The organism is Micromonospora sp. WMMD710 (assembly GCF_029626045.1).
GTDB lineage: Bacteria > Actinomycetota > Actinomycetes > Mycobacteriales > Micromonosporaceae > Micromonospora.
In genome coordinates this window covers 590,240-611,553 of record NZ_JARUBD010000001.1, presented here as the reverse complement: position 1 = coordinate 611,553, position 21,314 = coordinate 590,240, and the positions used below count along the sequence as shown (strand labels likewise).

Genomic DNA, 21,314 nt, shown 5'->3' with positions numbered 1-21,314 from the left:
GATCCGCAGCTCGGTCACCGTTCCGCCTCTCGCTCGCAACTGTGCGACCCGCCGCTCACTTGGCCTCCAGGTCGTGCAGGGCGCGCTGGACGGCGCGCAGGTAGTCGGCGTGGCCGACCTCGAACCAGTGCCGGCTGCTCTCCTTGACCTGCCCGGAGTACCGCTCCCCGGCCCGCTCGCGCACCCGAGACGCGAACGCGGCGGCCCGTTCGGGTCGGTCCCGGCGGGCCTGCAACACCCGCGCGAACAGCACCGTCTGCCAGTGCGACAAAGTGAATATCCCGGAGTCCGGCTGCACCAGACCGGCCACCGCCAGCGTCGGATGCCCCGGGGTGAACGCGTTGAGCCACAGCGTGGGCCGGCCCGCCCCGGCGCTGTCGGCGAACACCGACGCGTCGAGGAACTCGAACCGCGGCAGGTAGCCGGTGGCGAAGATGACCACCTCGGGGTCGATCTCACGGCCGTCGGTCAGCTCCACCGCGTACGGGTGGAAGGCGGCGATGTCCGGCACCGGGCCGATCGCGCCGTGGCCCACGTAGTACACGAGCTGGCTGTTCGCGATGGGGTGCGTCTCGTACACCCGGTGGTCGGGCTTGGGCAGGCCGAAGCGGGTCAGGTCACCGACGGTCAGCCGCAGCGTCCAGTGGTAGAGCCACTGCCGCATCCGCAACGGCACCCGCAGCGCCAGCAGCGCGTCGTTGACCTGGTCGGCCGGGCGACCCAGCACGTACTTCGGCGCGTACCAGTAGCCGCGCCGGGTGGAGTGCCAGCAGCGCGACGCCTGCTGGGCGGCCTCGACGGCGATGTCGCAGCCGGTGTTGCCGGCGCCGACGACCAGCACCCGCTTGCCGCGCAACTGCGCCGGGTCCTTGTAGGACGAGGCGTGCATGATCTCGCCCCGGAACTGCTCCAGGCCCTCGTAGCGGGGCAGCTTCGGCGACCAGTTGTGGCCGTTGGCGATCAGCACGGCAGCGTAGCGGGAGGTGCGCTCCGGGCCGTACCCGCCGGTGGAGCGGGTGGTCACGTCCCACCGATCCCCCTCGGCGGGCTCGACACGGATGACCTCGGTGCCGAACCAGATGTGCGACCGCAGGTCGAAGTGGTCGGCGTAGCGCTCGAAGTACGCCAGCACCTGACCGTGGTGCGGGTAGTCCGGCCAGGAGTCCGGCATCGGGAAGTCGGGAAACTGGGTGAACGGCTTCGACGAGATCAGGTGGGTGCTGGCGTACACCGGGCTGCGGTCGTGCCGCCAGTTCCAGGCGCCGCCGACGCCCGTCTCCCGCTCGTAGCAGTCCACACCGAACCCGTGCTCGCGCAGATTCTTGATGGCCGTCAGGCCGCTGGCCCCGGCCCCGATGACGCAGACCGTGTCGCCCCGGTCGGAGACCGGGCGGCCGTCACGGCTCGCCGCGGCCGAGGTCGCTTCCGGGTCGGGCCGGCCGTGGTCGGTGGAGGTGGACACCGGGGACATCTCCTTTTGGTACGGCAGGCGTGCCGGTCGCCGCGAAATCCTCTCCACAACGGAGCCGGATGTCCAGTCCTGCGCCGGAGACTTCGACGGTCGGGGCGGGGTCGGGGTCAGCCGTCAGTGGGCAGCAGCAGGTCGACCAGGACCGGGAAGTGGTCGCTGGCACGGCGGGTCTGCTCGGTGTCCACCACGTCGTAGTCGACCACGGTGATCCGTGGGTCGACGAAGAGCGCGTCGATGCGCCGGCGCGGGTCGGCGCAGGAGTAGGTGAGCCGCTCCGCCCGGTCGGCGGCCACCGCGGCGTCGGTCAGCCCGCGCGCCACCGTCGCCCAGGCCGGGCCGTCCGGACCCTCGTTGAGGTCGGCGCCGGCCAGCACCGGGCTGGTCGCCGCGTCCAGCCCACGCTTGAACTCGGCGGCCTGCGCGGGACGCTCCGCCGGGTCGGTGGACAGGTGCGAGCCGGCGAGGGTGAACCGGGCGTCGGCGACGCGGCACTCGGCGTACGCCGCACCGCGCAGGTGCCGGCCGGGGGTCAGCGGGAACCGCTGACAGCGGGTGCCCCGCACCTGGACGCGCAGGCTGGTCAGCAGCAGGTTGCCCAGCGCGGGCAGTCCACCGGCGGCCACCACCAGCCCGAACGACTCGGCCAGCGTGGCGGACTTCTGCCGCCACCGGAACCGGCGCGGCCCCTCCTGCACGATCACCACGTCCGGCCTCGCGGCCCGGACCACCGCCGCCAGTGCGGCGGTGTCGTCGCGCTGGCTGTGGATGTTGTACGACACCACGCGCAGTGGTACGCCGGCAGCCTCACCCATCGGTGGCCCGCCTCAGATCCGCCGGGCCAGGTCGGCGGCGCCGATCACCCCGGCGCTGTTGCCCAGCTCGGCGGGGAGCACCTCGGCCACCGGCAGGCGGCCGCGCTGCGCCAGCGCGTCGAGGTACGAGCGACGTGTCGGGCCGAGCAGCAGGTCACCGGCGTCGATCACACCACCGCCGACCACCAAGGTCTGCGGGTCGAGGATCTGCGCCATGTCGGCGAGGCTGGTGCCCAGCCACCGGCCGATCTGCGCAAACGCCTCGGCGGAGATCGGGTCGCCGCCCTGCGCGGCCGCGGTCACCATGTGCCCGGTGATCGCCTCGGCCTCCCCGCCGGCCAGGTCCAGCAGCGCGGTGGCCCGGTTCGGCTCCTGTCGGGCGCCGGCGCGGGCGAAGCGGACCAGGGCGCTGCCGCTGGCGTACTGCTCGATGCAGCCCAGCCGCCCGCAGCCGCACTGGTGCCCGTCCGGCACGGCCAGCATGTGGCCCAGCTCCGCGGCGACGCCGTGTGCGCCGCGCATCAGCTCGCCGCCGAGGACGATGCCGCCGCCGACGCCGGTGCCGATGGTGAACATGACCATGGAGTCGTCGGCGTCGCGGGCCGCGCCGTAGCGGAACTCGGCCCAGGCGGCGACGTTGGCGTCGTTCTCGACGATCACCGGCAGACCGACCGCGGCGCTCACGTACTCGCGCAGCGGCTCGTCGCGCCAGGCCAGGTTCGGGGCGAAGAGCACGGTCGAGCGGGTGGCGTCGATCCAGCCGGCCGCGCCGATCCCGACGGCCTCGATCGTCCGCCCGGCAGCGAGTTCGCCGACCAGTTCGATGATGACGTCGCGGGTCTTGCCGACGTCATCGGCGGGAGTGTCCCGTCGGGTCTGCACGAGGACCGTGCCGGTGTCGTCCACGACACCGCCGGCCACCTTCGTGCCACCGACGTCGACTCCGATGGTCAGCGTCACCGCTGCCGCCCCCCTCTGCTGTGCTGTCCGGCCCGCGCGCCGACGGCATGTCGGTCCGGGTCGGGATGTCCCGCGGTCAGGCGCCGTCGCCCGGTGCGTCCGCACCGGCGTCGTCGGGCACCCGCGTCGCGGGCACCACCGGTCGGTTGGTCGGTGCCGGTGCGGCCACCGGCCCGGCGTCGTCGACGGGTGGTGTGGTGGCCGGGGCGGGTGGGTCCGCCGTCCGGGTGGCGACCGACCAGACATCCCGCTCCGGCGCCGGCTGAGAATCATGCCCGGTGCGGGTGGCATCGCGCCACACGTGCTCGTGGTCGGTGTCGGTGGACCGGTCGGCGGGGGCGGACTGTGGGACCTCGTCGTCGGTGCTCGGGGCGGGTGCCGGCCGGGCCGGCGCGGAGGACTCGGGTGCCCTCGCCGTGGGCGGCTCCGGCGGGGAGAACGCGCGCAGCAGGCTGGCCACGCCCGCCGCCAGGTCACCGGCGCCGGTGGCCAGCCGTTCGGCGAATTCCGGACTCGGGTCGCGCAACGCGGCGATGCCCCGACAGACCGGACAGACGCAACATTCGGCCGAACCGGTGGCGAAACCGCCGCCCCCATGGGACCGGGCGTCCGGGGTGCCACTGTGACCGAGGACACCCGCCAGCAGTCCGCCCAGCGGGCCGAACGCGCCGCCCGTCGACCCCGCGGAGGCCAACCGCGCGCCCGCGAGCAGCGTGGCGACCAGCCGTTCCGCCTCTTCCCGGGCCGAACCCGGATCCGTGCCGCTCACCCTCGGCTCCTCCACCCTGCCGCCGGACGCGTCACTGCGCTGCACCGGATGCTTCTACCCGGTGCTTGAGCTGCTTCAACGCGGTGTCCATGATCATCTTTTCGGCCTTGCGCCGAAACATGCCGAGCATGCCCACGGACAGTTCGACCTCGAGGGTGTAGGTCACCGTGGTGCTGCCGTCCGGGTTACCCACCACGTCGTACGAACCGCGCTGGGTCTTCTGCATCTTCGACGGCGCGACCAGGTGCCACTCGACGCGGGACAGATCCTCGGCGTACTCGTAGGCGAGCACGTACTCGTCGGCCATCACCCCGGCGTCGATGGTGAACCGCACCTGGCTGGCGTAGCCGTCCTCGTACTCCTCGACGACCTCGGCGCGGCGCACCGCCTCGGTCCACTCCGGGTAGCGCGGGAAGTCGCAGATGACCGCCGTCACCCGGTCCGGTGACGCGCCGATGATGATCGACTGGGTGGAGGAGTCCGCCATGGGGGGAGGCTACCCGGCGGGTACCACCCATACGGCGTGCCGCCCCCGGCGGGTAGGTTTCGACTGAGCCGACGCCCGTCGTGGCGGCCGGCCCGGCCAGTGCGAGCACGAAGGAGTGCAGGTGCGCGAGTTCTCCGTTCCGCCGATCGTCACCGTTGGCGACGCGGCCAACCTCACCGATCCAGTCTGGGACAACGCCGAGGTCGCGCCGGACACGGTCCAATTCGCCCGCCGCAACACGACCACCGACGGCACCGCCTGGGCCGAGGTGACCTGCCTGCAGTTCCGCGACGAGGTGGCGGCGGTCGCCCGCGGGCTGATCGCCGCCGGCATCCAGCCGGGCGCCCGGGTCGGGCTGATGAGCCGCACCCGCTACGAGTGGACGCTGCTGGACTACGCCATCTGGGCGACCGGCGCGGTCACCGTGCCGATCTACGAGACGTCCAGCGCCGAGCAGGCCGCGTGGATCCTCGCCGACTCCGGCGCGGTCGCCGTCGTGGTGGAGACCGCCCGGCACGCCGACCTGGTCGCCGGCGTACGGGACCGGCTGCCCGAGCTGGACCACGTCTGGCAGATCGACCTCGGCGGGGTCGACGAGCTGGTCACCGCCGGTGCCCCGGTCGAGCTGGCCGAGGTCGAACGGCGCCGCAAGGCGGTCCGGGCCGACGACCTCGCCACCATCATCTACACCAGCGGCACCACCGGGCGACCCAAGGGCTGCGTGCTCACCCACCGCAACATGTACGCCGACATCGCCAACACGGTGCCGGTGCTGCCGAACCTGTTCAACGCGGGCGCGTCCACCCTGCTCTTCCTCCCGCTGGCGCACGCCCTGGCCCGGCTGGTCCAGATCGGCGTGGTGCAGATCCGGGCCACGCTGGCACACTGCGCCGACACCACGAACCTCGCCGCCGAGTTGCGGGAGTTCCGGCCGACCTTCGTGCTCGCCGTGCCCCGGGTGTTCGAGAAGGTCTACGACACGGCGAAGCAGAAGGCCGAAGCCGACGGCCGGGGCGCGATCTTCGCGCGAGCCGAGCAGGTCGCCATCGCGTACAGCGAGGCTCTGGAGACGCCGCGCGGACCCGGCATCGCGCTGCGCGCCCAGCACGCCGTCTTCGACCGGCTGGTCTACGGCAAGTTGCGAGCCGCGCTCGGCGGCCGGTGCCGGGACGCGTTCTCGGGCGGCGCACCGCTCGGTGCCCGGCTCGGCCACTTCTTCCGCGGCGTCGGGGTGAGCATTCAGGAGGGCTACGGGCTGACCGAGACCTCGCCCGCGGTCGCGGTGAACCTGCCCACCGGCACTCGGATCGGCACCGTCGGTCGTCCGCTGCCCGGCGTGACCGTACGGATCGAGGACGACGGCGAGATCCTGGTCTCCGGTGAGCTGGTCTTTCAGGGTTACTGGCACAACGAGCCGGCGACCGCCGAGGCGCTCAGCAGCGACGGCTGGTTCCGCACCGGCGACCTCGGTCAGCTCGACGGCGACGGCTACCTCAGCATCGTCGGCCGCAAGAAGGAGCTGATCGTGACCGCGGGCGGCAAGAACGTCGCCCCAGGTGCGCTGGAGGACGCGGTCCGGGCGCACCCGTTGATCAGCCAGTGCGTCGTCGTCGGCGACCATCGGCCGTTCATCGGGGCGCTGGTCACCATCAACGAGGAGGCGCTGCCACAGTGGCTCCAGGCGGCCGGGTTGCCCGCAGACACCTCGGTCGACCAACTGCGCGAACATGAGGGGCTGCTCGCGCAGGTCCAGTCCGCGGTCGACAGCGCGAACCAGGACGTCTCCCGGGCGGAGTCGATCAGGAAGTTCCGGGTTCTGCCGCGCGACTTCACCGAGGCCACCGGCGAGTTGACCCCGTCGCTCAAGGTCAAGCGGCAGGTCGTCCACAAGACGTACGCGGCAGAAATCGCCGATATCTATCGGGGCTGACTACCATCCGTCACGTGCCCGCATCCACAACCGCCGCACCGCACCCGCATCCCCTCGCCGCGGCCGCCCGCGTGGTGATGCTGGCGCTGGTCGCCGTCCTGACCCTCTTCGCCACCCACGACGTCACCCAGCTGTGGTGGATCGCGCTGCTGGCGGTCGCCGGGCTGCCGTCCCTGCTCGCCCCGCAGCACCGGCTGATCGGCCCGCTGAGCCGGGTGGCCGAGGTGGCCGTGCTGGGGCTGGCCGCGAGCCAGGTCGCCGCGGTGGCGTCCATCGGTGGCACGGTCGACGGCCTGGGCGCGTCGGCGGTGCTGCCCTACCTGGCCGTCCCGGTGACCGTCACCGCGCTGCGCCGCCGCTTCTCCGAGGGCGCCGCCCTGCTCGCCGTCACCGCCGCCACCCTGCTGGTCAGCGGCGCGTTGACCGAGGTCGGCGGGGGCCGCCAGCTCGGCCAACCGGGTTACCTGGCGGTCTGCGCGCAGTGGCTGATCCTGGCCGCGTTGGGGCTGTACGCGGCCGGCACCCTGCACCGGGTGATGGCGGTCCGCGGCGAGGGCAAGCCCCAGCCGTACGCCGAGGCGACCCGACTGCTGACCCAGCTGCGCACCGTCGCCCGGCAGCTGCCCGGGGCGACCCTGGACCCGGGCGGCATCTCCGAGCACCTGCTGGAGGAGCTGCGTACGGTGGCCCGGGCGGACCGGGGCGCGGTGCTGTCGGCCAGCGGAGGCGGCCGGCTCGTGGTGCTCGCCCAGGCCGGGGTGGACCGGGTGGACTGGGAGACGACGCTCGACGCGGACTCGGCGATCGCCGACGCCTGGGCCAGCCAGCAGGCCACGACGGCCGCCCGGTCGCAGTCGCGTACCCACCGCGGCGGGGACGTCTCCGCGCTGATCGTTCCGCTGGTCGCCGGTGTGCGCACGGTGGGGCTGGTGGTGCTGGAGGCGGACGTCGCGCAGGCGTACCCGCCGCCGGTGGTGTCGCGGGTGACCGGGCTGACCCGGCCGGCGGCGCTGCGACTGGAGGCGGCGCTGCTCTTCGACGAGGTCCGCTCGCTGGCCACCAACGAGGAGCGGCAGCGGCTGGCCCGGGAGATCCACGACGGCGTGGCGCAGGAGCTGGTGATGGTCGGCTACGGCATCGACAACGCCCTGGCCACCGTCTTCGACGACGCCGACGAGACCGCCGAGGCGCTGCGGACGCTGCGCGGCGAGGTGACCCGGGTGATCACCGAGCTGCGGTTGAGCCTCTTCGAGCTGCGCAGCGAGGTGGACCGCCAGGGCGGACTGGCCGCGGCGATCGCCGAGTACGCGCGCACGGTGGGCGCCTCCGGCGGGCTGCGCGTGCATCTGTCGCTGGACGAGTCCACGGCGCGACTGCCGGCGGCCACCGAGGCCGAGTTGCTGCGCATCGCGCAGGAGGCGGTGACCAACGCGCGCAAGCACGCCGGGGCGTCCAATCTGTGGGTCACGTGTGAGGTGGACCCCCCGTACGCGCAAATAGAAGTGTCGGATGACGGTCAGGGGATGGCTGACCAGCGCCCCGACGGGCGGTACGGTCTTGCGATCATGGCCGAGAGGGCGGAACGTATCCGGGGCCGGTTGGAGATCAGGCCGCGGCAACCGAGCGGCACGACCGTGGCGGTGGTTCTCGGCACCTCGTCCCGGCGAGATAACGTGCGTGACAGCGCAGCACCAGAAGGGGAGTAACCCGAGGATGACCACAAGTCCGACACCGGCCACCCGCACCAAGGTCCTCCTTGTCGACGATCACGACCTGATTCGCAAGGGCCTGCGGCACGCGTTCGAGCGCGACCGGCAGTTCGAGGTCGTCGGTGAGGCCGCCACGGCGGCAGAGGGTGTACGCCAGGCCGGCGCCCTGCAGCCGGACGTGGTGATCATGGACCTGCGGCTGCCCGACGGCAGCGGCCTGGAGGCCACCCGCGCGCTGCGCAAGTCCAGCGCGTCGATGGGCATCGTGGTGCTGACCATGTACGCGGGCGACGATCAGCTCTTCGGCGCCCTGGAGGCCGGTGCGAGTGCCTTCGTACCGAAGACCGCGCCGGCCGACGAGGTGGTGGCCGCCGCCCGGCACGCCGCCTCCTCCCCCAGCGCGTTCACCGCCGCCGATCTGGCCGAGGCGATGAAGCGCCGCCTCGCCCCGTCGGGTCCGCAGCTCTCCCCCCGCGAGGGTCAGGTGCTGCGGCTGCTCGCCGACGGGATGAGCGTGGCCGGCATCGCCAAGCAGCTGTTCGTCAGCGAGTCCACGGCCAAGACCCACATTTCCAAGCTCTACGAGAAGCTCGGCGCGGCCAACCGGGCGCAGGCGCTGATGACGGCGCTGCGGCTCGGCCTGCTCGAGGCGCCCGACGCCCCGAAGTTCTGACCGGCCTCCGCTCGTCGAGCGGGACGCCGCACCGAAGGTCCGCGCCAGCTCACCGCCGGCGCGGACCTTCGCGTATCGACCGACGTCGGCGAGCAACCTGACGGCACGCTATGGTCTGGCGGGCACGTCGGGGGCACAATACCCGCGCGGGCGGCGATGCCCGCGACGCCGACTCGAGGGGTGAGCGTATGCAGCGGCCGGACTGGGCACCCGACACCATCGACATCGAGCGTCCGAGCGTCGCCCGGATGTACGACTACTACCTCGGCGGCTCGCACAACTTCGCCGCCGACCGGGCCGCGGCCCAGGCGATGGTGGCGGCGGTGCCGGAGGCGCCGCTGATGGCCCAGGCCAACCGGGCGTTCCTGCGCCGGGCGGTGCACCACCTGACCGAGGCCGGCATCCGGCAGTTCCTGGACATCGGCTCGGGTATCCCCACGGTCGGCAACGTGCACGAGATCGCCCAGCGGATCGACCCGGAGTCGCGGGTGGTCTATGTGGACGTCGACCCGGTGGCGGTGGCGCACAGCCGGGAGATCCTGGCCGGCAACGACCGCGCGGTGGTCGTACAGGAGGATCTGCGGCACCCGGAGGCCATCCTGAACCACCCGGAGGTCCGCAAGCTGCTCGACCTGAGCCAGCCGGTGGCCGTGATGATCGTGGCCGTGCTGCACTTCGTCTCCGACGACGACCGGCCCGCGGAGCTGTTGGCGACCCTGCGCGACGCCCTGGCCCCCGGCAGCTACCTGGTGCTGTCGCAGGCCAGCGACGACGGGCGCAGCGCCGACGAGCGGGCGGAGGCGGAACGGGTCTACCGGCGTACCGACAGCCCACTCTGGATCCGCAGCCGCGCCGAGCTGACCGCGCTGTTCGACGGGTTCGAGCTTCTCGACCCGGGTGTGGTGTGGGTGCCGCAGTGGCGGCCGGACACCCCGGACAGCGCCGAGGACGCCGAGCGGGCGGTCTTCATGGGCGGCGTCGGGCGACTCGGTGGCTGAATCGCCCGAGGCGGCGTCCCGCCCGAGCACCTTCGCGCGGGCCTGGGCGAAGGCGGTCTCCGGCACCAGCTACCTGCCGATGACGCAGGCGCAGCTCGAGGCGCTGCTGCACCGGCTCACCGGCCAGTTGGCCGGCGCGCTGCTGGCCGAGCCGTTCGACCTGCGTGCCGGGCACCGGGTCGGCGCCGAACTGGTCGGCGCGCACATCGCCTCGGCGGAGGGGCTGGGCCGTACCGTCGAGGTCATCCAACTCCGGCTGGTACGCGACCTGGGTCTGGTGGCCGAGGACGTCGAGGACCGGATGGCGCGGCTGCTGGCCGCCGTGGCGACCGGGTACGCCCGTGCGCTGCGCGACCGGACCCTCGACGAGCAGGAGTCGATCCGCCGGGCCGCCATGGTGGCGCGTACGCAGGCGGAGCGGGCGCTGCGGGCCAGCGAGGCGCGGTTCCGCCACCAGGCGACGCATGACCCGCTGACCGGCCTGCCGAACCGGACGCTGTTCACCGAGCGGCTCACCGCCGCCCTCAACGAGCCGGGCCGGGGGGCGCAGCGGGTCGGGGTGTGCTTCCTCGACCTGGACCGGTTCAAGGTCGTCAACGACACCCTGGGGCACCAGGTCGGCGACCGGTTGTTGACGATGGTGGCCGAACGGCTGTGCCAGGACCTCGGCGAGCACCTGGTGGCCCGGCTCGGCGGCGACGAGTTCGTCATCCTGGTCGACGGCACCGGTGGCACCGACGACATGGTGAAGGTGGCCGAGACGGCGCTGGCCGCGGTGCGCACGCCGGCGTCGGTCGACGGGCACGAGCTGCAGGTCTCGGCGAGCATCGGCATCGTCGAGCGCCAGGTGGCCGGCGCCAACCCGAGCGACCTGATGCGGGCCGCCGACGCGACCCTGCACTGGGCGAAGGCGGCCGGCGGGGCGCGCTGGGCGCTCTACGACGCCGAACGCAGCCGGCGCGAACTGGCCCGGTACGCGCTCTCCGCGGCCATCCCGGCCGCCCTGGAGCGGGGCGAGTTCTACCTCGACTACCAGCCGCTGACGTCGCTGCGGGACGGCCGGCTGTTGGGCGTGGAGGCGCTGGTCCGGTGGCGCCACCCGGAGCTGGGGGTGCTGCGACCGGACAGCTTCATCGGGCTGGCCGAGGAGACCGGCCTGATCGTGCAACTGGGCGGGTGGGTGCTGGCCGAGGCGTGCCGGGAGGCCGAGGCGTGGTCGGCCGGCGGCGCCCAGGCGCCGTTCGTGAGCGTCAACCTGGCCGTCCGGCAGGTGCATCGACCCGGGCTGGTGCAGGACGTGCTGGCCCTGCTGCGGCAGACCGGGCTGCCACCAGAGCGGCTCCAGCTGGAGATCACCGAGAGCACGATGATGAGCACCGCCGAGGAGCCGGTCCGCGCCCTGCGGGTGCTGGCCGACCTTGGGGTGCGGATCGCCATCGACGATTTCGGCACCGGCTACAGTAACCTCGCGTACCTTCGGGACCTGCCGGTGACCGAGTTGAAGGTGGCCGGGGAGTTCGTGGCCGGGCTGCGCTCGCCGGCGGTCGGGCGCACCGACGAGCGGATCCTCGCCTCGCTGGTCTCGCTGGCGCACGCGCTGGATCTGACGGTGACGGCCGAGGGTGTGGAGACCGCCGGGCAGGCCGAACGGCTGCGGGCGATCGGCTGTGACGCGGCGCAGGGCTGGCACTTCGGGCGGCCGGCCCCGGCCGATCGCATTCTGGCCCGCATCCGCTGAGCCCTGCGCAGCCGCCCGGCGGCCGGACGTGGCCGGACGTGCGGGTGTGATGCCGCACAGTCATCTAGATGCCGCTGAGGCATCATGCTCGACGGGCCGAGGGCCACCGGGTGCGGACACGCCCGGGTCTCATCCCGGCCACAGCTCACCCGGGCCGGCGGTAGACGCCGTCTACGCTACTCTGGTAGACAGTGTCTATGAGCGAGGAGGCGGGCGTGCGGGCCCGACTGGTGGCCGCCGGGGTGGACCTGGTGCTGACCGAGGGACAGTCGGCGGTGTCGCTGCGCGAGATCGCCCGCCGGGCCGGGGTCTCGCACGGCGCTCCGCGGCGCTACTTCCCCACCCACGTCGACCTGCTCTCCGCCATCGCCCGGGAGGGCTTCGCCGACCTCACCGCCCGCGTCGAGAAGACGATGCGCGACGTCGGCCCGGACCCACGTACCCAACTGACGGCCCTGGCCCGGACGTACCTGGACTTCGCGGCGGCGCACCGCGGCATGTTCGAGCTGATGTTCCGGCACGACCTGCTGGCCAGCGGCCGGCTGCGGCTCCGCGAGACGAGCCTGCCGCTGTTCGCCGTCCTCGCCGACCTGGTGGCGCGGCTACGCCGGCCGACCGACGCGCCCGCCCCGGTCCTGGCCGGCGCGCTCTGGGCCAACCTGCACGGCATCGCCCAGCTCTGGGCCTGGGGCAGCCTGCCGCTGGCGACCGGCGTCACCGACGACGAGGCCCTGCTGCGCGCCACGCTCGACGCCCACCTCGGCCCCGCCCCGCACTGAACCCTGGAGGACACGTGCCGCTGCTGTACGACCTCGGCAAGCTGACCGTCGGCACCACCCTGCGGGTGGGCTGGCAGCCCCGCGTGGAAGGGCTGGAGCACCTGCCCCGGCACGGCGGCGCGATCCTCGCCGGCAACCACCTGTCCGTCGCCGACGAGCTGTTCCTCGGCTGCCTGACACCCCGGCACGTGACGTTCTGGGCCAAGGCCGAGTACTTCACCGGCCGAGGTCCGCGCGGCTGGCTCAGCCGGCGCATCGTCAACGGCATGGGTGCCATCCGGGTCGAACGCGCCGGCGGCCGGGCCGCCCTCACCGCCCTCGACGCCGCCGTGCCGGTGCTGCGCTCCGGCGGCCTCGTCGCCATCTACCCGGAGGGCACCCGCTCCCCCGACGGGCGGCTCTACCGGGGTCGGACCGGCATGACCCGGCTGGCCCGCGACGCCGAGGTGCCGATCATCCCGGTGGGCGTGCTCGGCACCGCCGAGGTACTGCCGGTCGACGCGCGACTGCCCCGCCGACACCCGGTCACCCTGCGGTTCGGCCCAGCGATCCCGGTCGCCGGCCGAATCGACGGGCCACGGGACATCCGGGTCGTCACCGACGAGGTCATGGCGGCGATCCAGCGGCTCACCGGCCAGGAGTACGTGCCGCGCTACGCGCCGCCCCGGGCGCCCTCCGCCTGAGCGCCCCCGCGGTCAGCCGGCGAGCAGTGCCGCCATCCGCTGCGCCTGCGCCTCCCAGCGCCACTCCCGCTCCACCCACGCCCGGCCGGCCGCGCCCAACTGGCGGGCCAGGTCCCGGTCGGCGAGCAGCCGGCTCACCCGGTCGGCGAGCTGCGCGACGTCCCGCCCGCGTACCACGTAACCGGTCTCGCCCTCGCGGACCGCGTCCGGCGCGCCCCCGGAGTCACCGGCCACCACCGGCAGGCCGGTCGCGGACGCCTCCAGGTAGACGATGCCCAGCCCCTCCACGTCGAGGCCGCGATTGCGGGTGCGGCACGGCATCGCGTACACGTCGCCGGCCGCGTAGTGCGCCGGCAGCTCGGCCGAGGGCACGGACCCGGTGAAGACCACGTCGCGTTCCACGTCGGTCTGCCGGGCCAGCTTCTCCAACGTCGCCCGGTACGGCCCACCGCCGACGATCAGCAGCGCCGCGTCGGGCACCCGACGGCGGATCTCCGGCAGGGCCCGGATCAGCATGTCCTGACCCTTGCGCGGCACCAGCCGGGACACGCAGACCACCACCGGCCGGTCGGTCAGCCCCAGCCGGGCGCGGACCTGCTCACCGTCCACCGTCGGGTGGTAGGTGTCCACGTCCACCCCGGGCGCCAACCGGCGCAGCTCGGTCACCCCGTCCAGCACCCGGGCCAGCCGGCTGCGGGTGTACTCGCCGAGGTAGGTCGTGACGTCCACGCCCCGACCGATGCGGCGCAGCGCCGGCCGGGCCGCCGGAAGCGCCGCCCACCCCACCTCGTGGCCGTGGGTCTGCGCCACCACCCGCCGTACGCCCGCCCGGCGACGCAGACCGGCGGCGAGCAACCCCAGCGGGGCCGCCGCGCCGAACCACACCGTGTCGCAGTCGTACGCGCGGGCCAGCCGGGCCGCCCGACGGGCGATCAGCGGGGTGGGCAGCAGCACCCGGGTGCGTTCCCGGATGACCTCGAACGGCTGGTCGGCGTCGAACTTCGCGGCACCGCGCCAGCTCGACGCGTACACGACCACCGAGCCGGCCGGCTGACGCACCGCGAGGTTGTGCACGAAGGACTGGATGCCGCCGGGGCGGGGCGGAAAGTCATTGGTGATCAGCAGCGTGCGGCTCATCGGCCAGCCTCCCGGGCGTACGCGCGGGCGGCGGCCATCCGCTCCACGGTGGACGGATGCGAGGCCGAGTAGAGGTACTCCCACCGCGGCGGGTCGGGGTCGCCCAGGTTGACCGAGCCGAGACGGCGCTGCATCGACTCGAAGGCCACCGGATCACCGGTCAGCGTGAGAGCGTGCGCGTCGGCCCGCGCCTCAACCCGGCGCGACATCAGCGCCTGCACCGGAGTGGCGATCAGGCCGGCCACCGTGACCAGGGCGATGAGGAGCGGAAACGCGCGGGGATGGGCCACCGAGTCGACGCCGGCCCACCGCAGCAGCAGCCCCCACGAGCCGATCAGGTAGAGCGCCACCACCGCGGCGGCCGCGCCCAGCGCCCCGGTCAGCGTGCCGACCGCGACGTCGGAGTCCTTTGCGTGCCCCAGCTCGTGCGCCACCACGGCGGTCACCTCGGCCGGGGTCGCCTCGCTCAGCAGCGTGTCGTAGACGACCACGCGGCGGGTCGGTCCGAGGCCGGAGACGTACGCGTTGACCGCCCTGGTGCGCCGCGAGGCGTCGGCGACCAGCACGTCGCGCACCGGCACCCCGTCGCGGGCGGCCATGCTCATCAGCTCGGTGCGCAGCGGGCCCTGCTCCATCGGGGTGAACTTGTTGAACACCGGCTCCACCAGCACCGGCAGCACGAACGACAGCAGCACCACCAGCAGGGCCGCGCCCGCCGCGCCGAACGCCCACCACCAGCGCGGCGCGAGCCGGATCACCGCGTAGAAGCCGAACAGCGCCACCGCGCCGATCACCGCGCTGACCGCGTACGACTTGAGCAGGTCGACGACCCAGCCGCTCCACCCGTTGGTGCTCATGCCGTAGCGAGTCAGCACGCTCTGCCGCCAGGCGGCGAACGGAAGGGTGAGCAGGTCGGCGACGAGCACCACGGCCAACCCTCCGAGCACCGCCTGCGCGGCCCAGTGCCCACCGAACGGCCGGCTCACCAGCTCGACGAGGCGGCTGCCCAGCGGGGTGAGCCCGAGCGCGAGGGCGACCAGTAGCCCGACCGCGAGCGCCGTGTAGCTGCCGGGACGCAGCGCGGCGCGGAACTCACGCCCCTTGGCCACCTGCTGCGCCGGAAGATCACGCAGCGCGGCGAGCTGGTCGGCACGCGGTGCCGGGGGTCGGTGCCACGGAATGAGCAGCGCGGCGATAACCAGCAGCGCGACGGTCAACCCGGCCAGCGTCAGCAACGCCCACCCGCGCGGGGTCACCGCGTCACCACCGTTGTACCCCGTTCATTGCGCTGCTCCTCCCGCCGTGACCGCTCATCCTATGGCCCGCGAGAAGTGCGCGTCCGAGTGCGGTGTCGCGCTCAGGCGACCCGGCGGGTGGGAGGGCGGTGAGCCGCGCCGGGACGCGCGGGCGCGGCCAGCACCTCCACGTCGAAGCCGGCTCGGGCGAGCACCTCGATGGCCTCGACCTCGGCGGCGACCAACCCGGCCGCCGGGGACGTCTCGTCGAACAGGGCGGTCAGCGGGCAGCCGGAACAGCCGTCGGCCCGCTTCGCGCACCCGTCGCAGTCGATGAGCATCACGCCTCCTGATCGGCTCGCGGCGCCCGGGCGACTCCCGTCGTCGCCGACCGAGCACCGTCGGTGACATCGACACTAACCACCGGGTACGACAGGAACCCCGTCCGACCGTCCGTTTCAGGGCTAGATCCACTCCAGATCAGCGATATCGGGGTATCCCTCCCTGCGTCGGGAGCTGGCCCGGCGACTACCGACCAGCTGACTGGCGGCGGCCCGAGCGTCGAACCGGCCCGAGCGCGGGACAAGAAGCACCGTCCGACAGGTCGCGTTGGAGCAAGTCGCGGGGACCGCGGGCGCCGCTGAACACCTCCGCGGACGGCGTCAGGAGCGGGCGAGGCGGCGCAGCAGCGAGTCGGCCCCCAACGGGTACGCCCCGTGCCGGCGTACCCCGTCGGCGACCTCGCGGTCGGACGAGACCACGACCACCGGGCGGCCCGCCGGCTCGGCGCGGACCAGCCGCCGGATCAGCTCGTCGGCGGTCTCGCCCTTGCGGGAGAAGAGCACCCGCACGCCGCGTGGGGCGGGCGGCAGCCCGTGCATCCGTTCGGCGCCGTCGAAGACGACGGTGACCTCGTCGCCGGTCTGCGCGGCGATCCCGCCCAGCCCGGTGATGAGGCGCTTGCGCTGCTGCTCCAGGGACATCTCGCCGAAGCCGCGCTTGGTGACGTTGTAGCCGTCCACCACCAGGTGCGCCCGGGGCAGGGCGAGCAGCTGGTCGAGGCGGGCCGGGTCGTCGGTGTCGCGGGCGCGGGCGGCCGGGCCGGCCCCGGCGGTGCCCGGCTGCTCGGCGAACGCGTCGGCGACGAAATCGGCGGGGAGCTTGTCGACCGGGTCGAGCGCCAGCTCGCGGCGCAGCCCGACGGCGGCCTGACCGATGGTTTCCAGCAGCAGCCACAGCCGGGCGTCGTCGACCGAACGGGCCTCCTTGGCGCTGGCCCGGGCCACCCCGGCGGCGGCCTCCGCCTCGGCGAGCCGGGCGCGGGCGCGGCGCAGCTCGGCGTCCACGTCGGCGCTGGCGCGTGCGGCGCGGCCCCGCTCGGTGGCCAGCAGTTCGGTGGCCTTCCGTTCGCGGGACTGGGTCTCCCGCAGGGTGCGGGTCAACTGTCGGGACTCCTCGCGCAGCTGGCCCAGCTCCTCACGGACCCGGGCCAGCTCGTCGCGGAGCTTCTCGGCCTCGACCCGGGCGACCGCCCGGTCGTGCTCGGCGCGGGTGGCCCGCTGCTCGGCCTCGCGGACCAGCTCGGCGACGACCGCGCTGTCCGCCTCGGCGCGGACGGCCGCGCCGCTGGCGTCGATCAGCTCCCGCCAGCCACGGGGCCGGGCCAGGTAGGCCAGCGCGGCCACCTCGACCGGGTCGGCGGCGGCCGGCGCGGTGCCCTCGACGACGGCCGAGCCGAGGTCACCGGCGTCGGCCAGGACCCGGGCGGTGACCCGCTGCCGGAACAGGGGGTCGGCGGTGAGCTGGGCGGCGATCGCCGGCGCGCCCAGTCGGGCCCGCCGGTTGGGGGCGAACTTGGCCACCCGGCGCAGCGGCACCGGGACCTCGTCGGCGGGCAGGGTGGGCAGCACCGCGGCGGTCAACGCCACGATCCGCTGCCGGACCGGCTCGGGCAGGGTGGGTTCCGGCTCGACCGCCGGCTCACCGCCGCCCGATCCGACCGCCGGGGCGGCGGGCGGATCGCCCACGGCACCGTCGCGCGCGACCGGATCCTCCTGCGGGAGGTGGTCGTCGTGCGGCTCGGTGAGGGGCATGTGGCAAGTCTCCCACCGCTGGCGGGCCCACCGCCCGGTGAGTGAGCCGATCTCTCATCCTAGCCCCATGGTTACTGGTGGGGCCGCTGCGACGGGAGTGTCGGACCGAGGCGCTAGCGTGCCGGCGATGGCACAGGCGGAGTACGTCCAGGAGTCCCTCGCTGGTCTCGACCCGGCGGTGGGTGGGGTGGACCCGGCGCTGCCGCTGTACGCGACGACCTTCGTGGTGGTCGACCTGGAGACCACCGGCGGCGCGCCGGACGGCGGCGGCATCACCGAGATCGGCGCGGTCAAGGTGCGCGGCGGTGAGCAGTTGGGTGTGCTGGCGACCCTGGTCAACCCGGGGCAGCCGATCCCGCCGTTCATCACCGTGCTGACCGGCATCACCCAGGCCATGCTGCTGCCGGCACCGCCGATCGAGCAGGTGCTGCCCAGCTTCCTGGAGTTCATCGCCGACGCGGTGCTGGTGGCCCACAACGCCCCGTACGACGTGGGTTTCCTCAAGGCGGCCTGCGCGAAGCACGGCTACCGCTGGCCCAACCCCCGCGTCCTGGACACGGCCGCGCTCGCCCGCCGGGTGCTGACCCGCGACGAGGTGCCCAACCGCAAGCTGGGCACCCTGGCGGCCTACTTCCGCACCGCCACCCAGCCCACCCACCGCGCGCTGGACGACGCGAAGACCACCGTCGACGTGCTGCACGGGCTGATCGGCCGGCTGGGCGGGCACCGGGTGGACACGGTCGGTGACGCCATCGAGTTCGCCCGGGCGGTCACCCCGACGCAGCGCCGCAAGCGGCACCTGGCCGAGGGGCTGCCCAAGGTCCCCGGGGTCTACATCTTCCGGGCCGCCGACGAGCGGCCGCTCTACGTGGGCACCTCCGGCGACATCGCCACCCGGGTGCGCAGCTACTTCACGGCCGGTGAGAAACGTGCCCGGATCTCCGAGATGCTGGCCGCGGCCGAACGGGTCGAGGCGGTGGAGTGCGCGCACTCGCTGGAGGCGGAGGTCCGCGAGCTGCGCCTGATCGCCGCGCACGCCCCGCCGTACAACCGGCGGTCGAAATACCCGGAGCGGATGGTCTGGCTCAAGCTCACCGACGGTCCGTACCCTCGGCTGTCGATCGTCCGGGACCTCGCCCCCACCGACACCGCCTACCTCGGGCCGTTCACCTCCCGGCGCGCCGCCGAGCTGGCCGCGGCCGGTTTCCACGACGCGGTGCCGCTGCGCCAGTGCACGCACCGGCTCTCGCTGCGTACCGTCACGCCGGCCTGCGCGCTGGCCGAGCTGGGTCGCTGCCCGGCACCCTGCGAGCACAGGATCACCCCCGAGGAGTACGACGACAGAGCCGCCGCGCCGTTCCGCACCGCCACCACGAGTGACCCGCAGCGAGTGGTGGACGCGCTGCTGGCCCGGATCGACGTGCTCTCGGCCGACCAGCGCTACGAGGAGGCGGCCGTGGTGCGGTACCGGCTGGCCGCGGTCCTGCGGGCGACCGTGCGGATGCAGCGGCTGACCGCGCTGACCGGGATCGTCGAGCTGGCCGCGGCCCGCCCGGCGGCCCGGGGTGGCTGGGAGCTGGCCCTGGTCCGGTACGGCCGGCTGGCCGGCGCGGGGGTGTCCCCGCCGGGGGTCCACCCGCGACCCACGCTGGCCACCATCCGGGCCACCGCCGAGACGGTGTCGGGTGGGCACGGGCCGGTGCCGGCGGCCACGGCGGAGGAGTCCGAGCGCATCCTGTCCTGGTTGGAGCGCCCGGAGACCCGGCTGGTGGAGATGTCGTCCGGTTGGTCGTCGCCGGTGGGTGGCGCGGGGCGGTTCGGTGACCTGCTGGCGAAGGCCGAGAACGCCTCGTCCCACCAACTCTCGACCGAACGCTCATGACCAAGTGACCGATCGGACTACGTCGACTCGCTTAGGCTGTTAGAGAAGTGCAGTCCTGCCCGATTCGTGGGCCTGCTCCCGGCGTCGGGTCTCGGCGTCGTGGAGCCGGGGTGAGGAGGTGTCCCTCGTGGACGTCGACGCCGGACACGGCGCCGCCCTGGGGGGCGCCCTTCCGACCCAGCCAGGTGAGCTGCCGCTCGCCCGCCGGCTGCGGTCACTGCTCACCTGGCCGACCACCGACTCCGACCCGGTCACCCACCTGGTCCGCACCCACCGCGGCATCCACGCCGGCACCGACCCCGCGGTGCTGCGCCGGGCGTACACCATCGCGGAGAACATGCACCGCGGGCAGTTCCGCAAGAGCGGTGAGCCGTACATCACCCACCCTCTCGCGGTGGCGCAGATCTGCGCGGAGCTGGGGATGGACACCACCACCCTGGTCGCGGCGCTGCTGCACGACACCGTGGAGGACACCCGCTACACGCTCCAGGCGCTCTCCGAGGACTTCGGCGGCGAGGTGGCCCACCTGGTCGACGGGGTGACCAAGTTCGACAAGGCGTTCTACGGCAAGGCGGCCGAGGCGGAGACGATCCGCAAGATGATCGTCGCGGCCGCCAAGGACGTCCGGGTGCTGATCATCAAGCTGGCCGACCGGCTGCACAACATGCGCACCCTCGGCGTGCGCTCGGCGTCGTCGCGGGAGCGGATCGCCCGCAAGACGCAGGAGGTGCTGGTCCCGCTCTGCGACCGGCTGGGCATCCAGACCCTCAAGCGGGAGCTGGACGACGTGGTGCTGCTGCACCTGGAGCCCGACGAGCACGCCCGGCTGGCCCGGCACGTGCACGACCGGCCCGGCTGGGATTCGTACCTCGACTCGGTGGTCGCCCGCGCCCGGGTGGCGTTGCGTCGTGGCCGGGTCGACGCCGAGGTGAGCCCTCGTCCCCGGCACCTCTACTCGATCTGGAAGGACACCATCGCCGGCGGCCACACCGCGCCGTACGATCTGCCGCGCATCGTGGTGGTGGTCGACGGCCCGCCCACCGACTGTTACGCCGCCCTGGGCGCGATCCACGGCACGTGGCGTCCCGTCGCCGGCCGTTTCAAGGACTTCATCGCCTCACCGAAGAACAACCTCTACCGGTCGCTGCACACCAGCGTCTGCGGCCCGCAGGACCGCACGGTGGAGGTGCTGATCCGCACCGAGGAGATGCACCGGTCCGCCGAGTACGGCATCGCCGCCGACTTCCGCTTCCCCAGCTCGGGCAGCGGCAGCGCGACGGCCCGCGCCGAGCAGCTGGACTGGCTGCGCCGGGTGCTCGACTGGGAGCCGGACGCCGCCGACCCGGCACAGTTCCTGGAGTCGCTGCGCTGCGACCTCGCCGAGGGTCAGATCCAGGTCTTCGCCGACGGACGGCAGGTCGTGCTGCCGGCCGGCGCCACGCCCGTCGACCTCGCCTACGAGTTGGGCAACGAGCGCGGCGACCACTGTCTCGCCGCGCGGATCAACGGCCGGTTGGCGCCACTGAGCTCGGAGCTGGACGAGGGCGACGTGGTGGAGATCTTCACCGAGAGCGACGGCGACAACGGCTTCGAGGCGGGTGTGGCACCGCGTGGGCCGCGCCGGGAGTGGCTGAGCTTCGTCAAGTCACCGCACGCGCAGATGCAGATCAACCGCTGGTTCGCCGAGCACACCGAGCCGGGCATCACGATCAGCGACAAGGTGCGCCTCGGCCGGGCCACCATCGGGCTCGCCCTGCGTCAACACAACCGGGGCCTCGCCAGTGACCTGCCGCTGCTGCGCCTCTCCGAGGAGTTGGGCTACCCCGACCTGGAGACCCTGCTCGTCGCGGTCTTCGACCGGGTGATCGAACCGGACACCGTGGTACGCCAGCTCATCGACCTGGTCGACCATCGACAGTGACCTGGGCGGCCCCAGCGCGTCCGAGGGACATTCGTGA

At 73.5% G+C, this 21,314-nt stretch carries 18 protein-coding genes; 9 read left to right on the top strand and 9 right to left on the bottom strand.

The window, feature by feature from the left end; translation table 11 throughout:
- Positions 1-55 precede the first annotated feature (55 nt).
- The 5 genes from O7620_RS02955 to O7620_RS02935 all read right to left on the bottom strand — a co-directional run bounded on the left by O7620_RS02955 (position 56) and on the right by O7620_RS02935 (position 4,499).
- Positions 56-1,462: an NAD(P)-binding domain-containing protein gene (locus tag O7620_RS02955; protein ID WP_278121788.1), complete on the bottom strand. Its 1,407-nt coding sequence runs from the start codon at positions 1,460-1,462 to the stop codon at positions 56-58.
- Between the two features lie 116 nt (positions 1,463-1,578).
- Positions 1,579-2,283 carry an endonuclease/exonuclease/phosphatase family protein gene (locus O7620_RS02950; RefSeq protein ID WP_151489507.1) on the bottom strand — a complete coding sequence of 235 codons (705 nt, stop codon included), beginning with the start codon at positions 2,281-2,283 and terminating at the stop codon, positions 1,579-1,581.
- 12 nt (positions 2,284-2,295) lie between these two features.
- Positions 2,296-3,243, bottom strand: a complete 948-nt coding sequence (locus O7620_RS02945) for an ROK family glucokinase (RefSeq protein WP_151489508.1) — start codon at positions 3,241-3,243, stop codon at positions 2,296-2,298.
- 76 nt (positions 3,244-3,319) lie between these two features.
- Entirely contained in the window at positions 3,320-4,012 is a 693-nt protein-coding gene (locus O7620_RS02940) for a hypothetical protein (protein ID WP_278121787.1), read from the bottom strand.
- Positions 4,013-4,043: 31 nt separating this feature from the next.
- Positions 4,044-4,499, bottom strand: a complete 456-nt coding sequence (locus tag O7620_RS02935; RefSeq protein WP_151489510.1) for an SRPBCC family protein — start codon at positions 4,497-4,499, stop codon at positions 4,044-4,046.
- 121 nt (positions 4,500-4,620) lie between these two features.
- Between O7620_RS02935 and O7620_RS02930 the strand changes: the two genes are divergently transcribed.
- The 7 genes from O7620_RS02930 (at position 4,621) to O7620_RS02900 (ending at position 13,009) form a co-directional block, all read left to right on the top strand.
- On the top strand, positions 4,621-6,429 hold the full coding sequence (locus O7620_RS02930; protein ID WP_278121786.1) for a long-chain fatty acid--CoA ligase: 1,809 nt from the start codon (positions 4,621-4,623) through the stop codon (positions 6,427-6,429).
- A 14-nt stretch (positions 6,430-6,443) separates the two neighbouring features.
- Entirely contained in the window at positions 6,444-8,135 is a 1,692-nt protein-coding gene (locus tag O7620_RS02925; RefSeq protein WP_278121785.1) for a GAF domain-containing sensor histidine kinase, read from the top strand.
- A gap of 7 nt (positions 8,136-8,142) precedes the next feature.
- The gene (locus O7620_RS02920; protein ID WP_007072219.1) at positions 8,143-8,811 is read left to right on the top strand and encodes a response regulator transcription factor; all 669 of its coding nucleotides are present in this window, start codon (positions 8,143-8,145) and stop codon (positions 8,809-8,811) included.
- Between the two features lie 188 nt (positions 8,812-8,999).
- Positions 9,000-9,809 (top strand): SAM-dependent methyltransferase, encoded by an 810-nt coding sequence (locus O7620_RS02915; RefSeq protein ID WP_151489513.1) that lies wholly within the window; start codon positions 9,000-9,002, stop codon positions 9,807-9,809.
- A gap of 79 nt (positions 9,810-9,888) precedes the next feature.
- Positions 9,889-11,547 (top strand): bifunctional diguanylate cyclase/phosphodiesterase, encoded by a 1,659-nt coding sequence (locus tag O7620_RS02910; RefSeq protein ID WP_225854393.1) that lies wholly within the window; start codon positions 9,889-9,891, stop codon positions 11,545-11,547.
- A 197-nt stretch (positions 11,548-11,744) separates the two neighbouring features.
- On the top strand, positions 11,745-12,326 hold the full coding sequence (locus tag O7620_RS02905) for a TetR/AcrR family transcriptional regulator (RefSeq protein WP_278121783.1): 582 nt from the start codon (positions 11,745-11,747) through the stop codon (positions 12,324-12,326).
- A gap of 14 nt (positions 12,327-12,340) precedes the next feature.
- Positions 12,341-13,009, top strand: coding sequence for a lysophospholipid acyltransferase family protein (locus O7620_RS02900; protein WP_278121781.1), 669 nt, complete (start codon positions 12,341-12,343; stop codon positions 13,007-13,009).
- 12 nt (positions 13,010-13,021) lie between these two features.
- Here O7620_RS02900 and O7620_RS02895 read toward each other — a convergent pair whose 3' ends face one another.
- The 4 genes from O7620_RS02895 to O7620_RS02880 form a co-directional block, all read right to left on the bottom strand.
- Positions 13,022-14,146 carry a glycosyltransferase family 4 protein gene (locus O7620_RS02895; RefSeq protein ID WP_151489517.1) on the bottom strand — a complete coding sequence of 375 codons (1,125 nt, stop codon included), beginning with the start codon at positions 14,144-14,146 and terminating at the stop codon, positions 13,022-13,024.
- Entirely contained in the window at positions 14,143-15,402 is a 1,260-nt protein-coding gene (locus O7620_RS02890) for a M48 family metallopeptidase (protein WP_278121778.1), read from the bottom strand. Before O7620_RS02890 ends, O7620_RS02895 begins: the two co-directional genes overlap by 4 nt.
- Positions 15,403-15,503: 101 nt before the next feature.
- Entirely contained in the window at positions 15,504-15,722 is a 219-nt protein-coding gene (locus O7620_RS02885) for a hypothetical protein (RefSeq protein ID WP_151489519.1), read from the bottom strand.
- A 321-nt stretch (positions 15,723-16,043) separates the two neighbouring features.
- Positions 16,044-17,474, bottom strand: coding sequence for an NYN domain-containing protein (locus O7620_RS02880; RefSeq protein WP_278121775.1), 1,431 nt, complete (start codon positions 17,472-17,474; stop codon positions 16,044-16,046).
- A gap of 127 nt (positions 17,475-17,601) precedes the next feature.
- Between O7620_RS02880 and O7620_RS02875 the strand changes: the two genes are divergently transcribed.
- Complete coding sequence (locus tag O7620_RS02875; RefSeq protein WP_278121773.1) at positions 17,602-19,356, top strand: DEDD exonuclease domain-containing protein; 1,755 nt, start codon at positions 17,602-17,604, stop codon at positions 19,354-19,356.
- Between the two features lie 127 nt (positions 19,357-19,483).
- Positions 19,484-21,277, top strand: coding sequence for an HD domain-containing protein (locus O7620_RS02870; protein WP_151489537.1), 1,794 nt, complete (start codon positions 19,484-19,486; stop codon positions 21,275-21,277).
- Positions 21,278-21,314 lie beyond the last annotated feature (37 nt).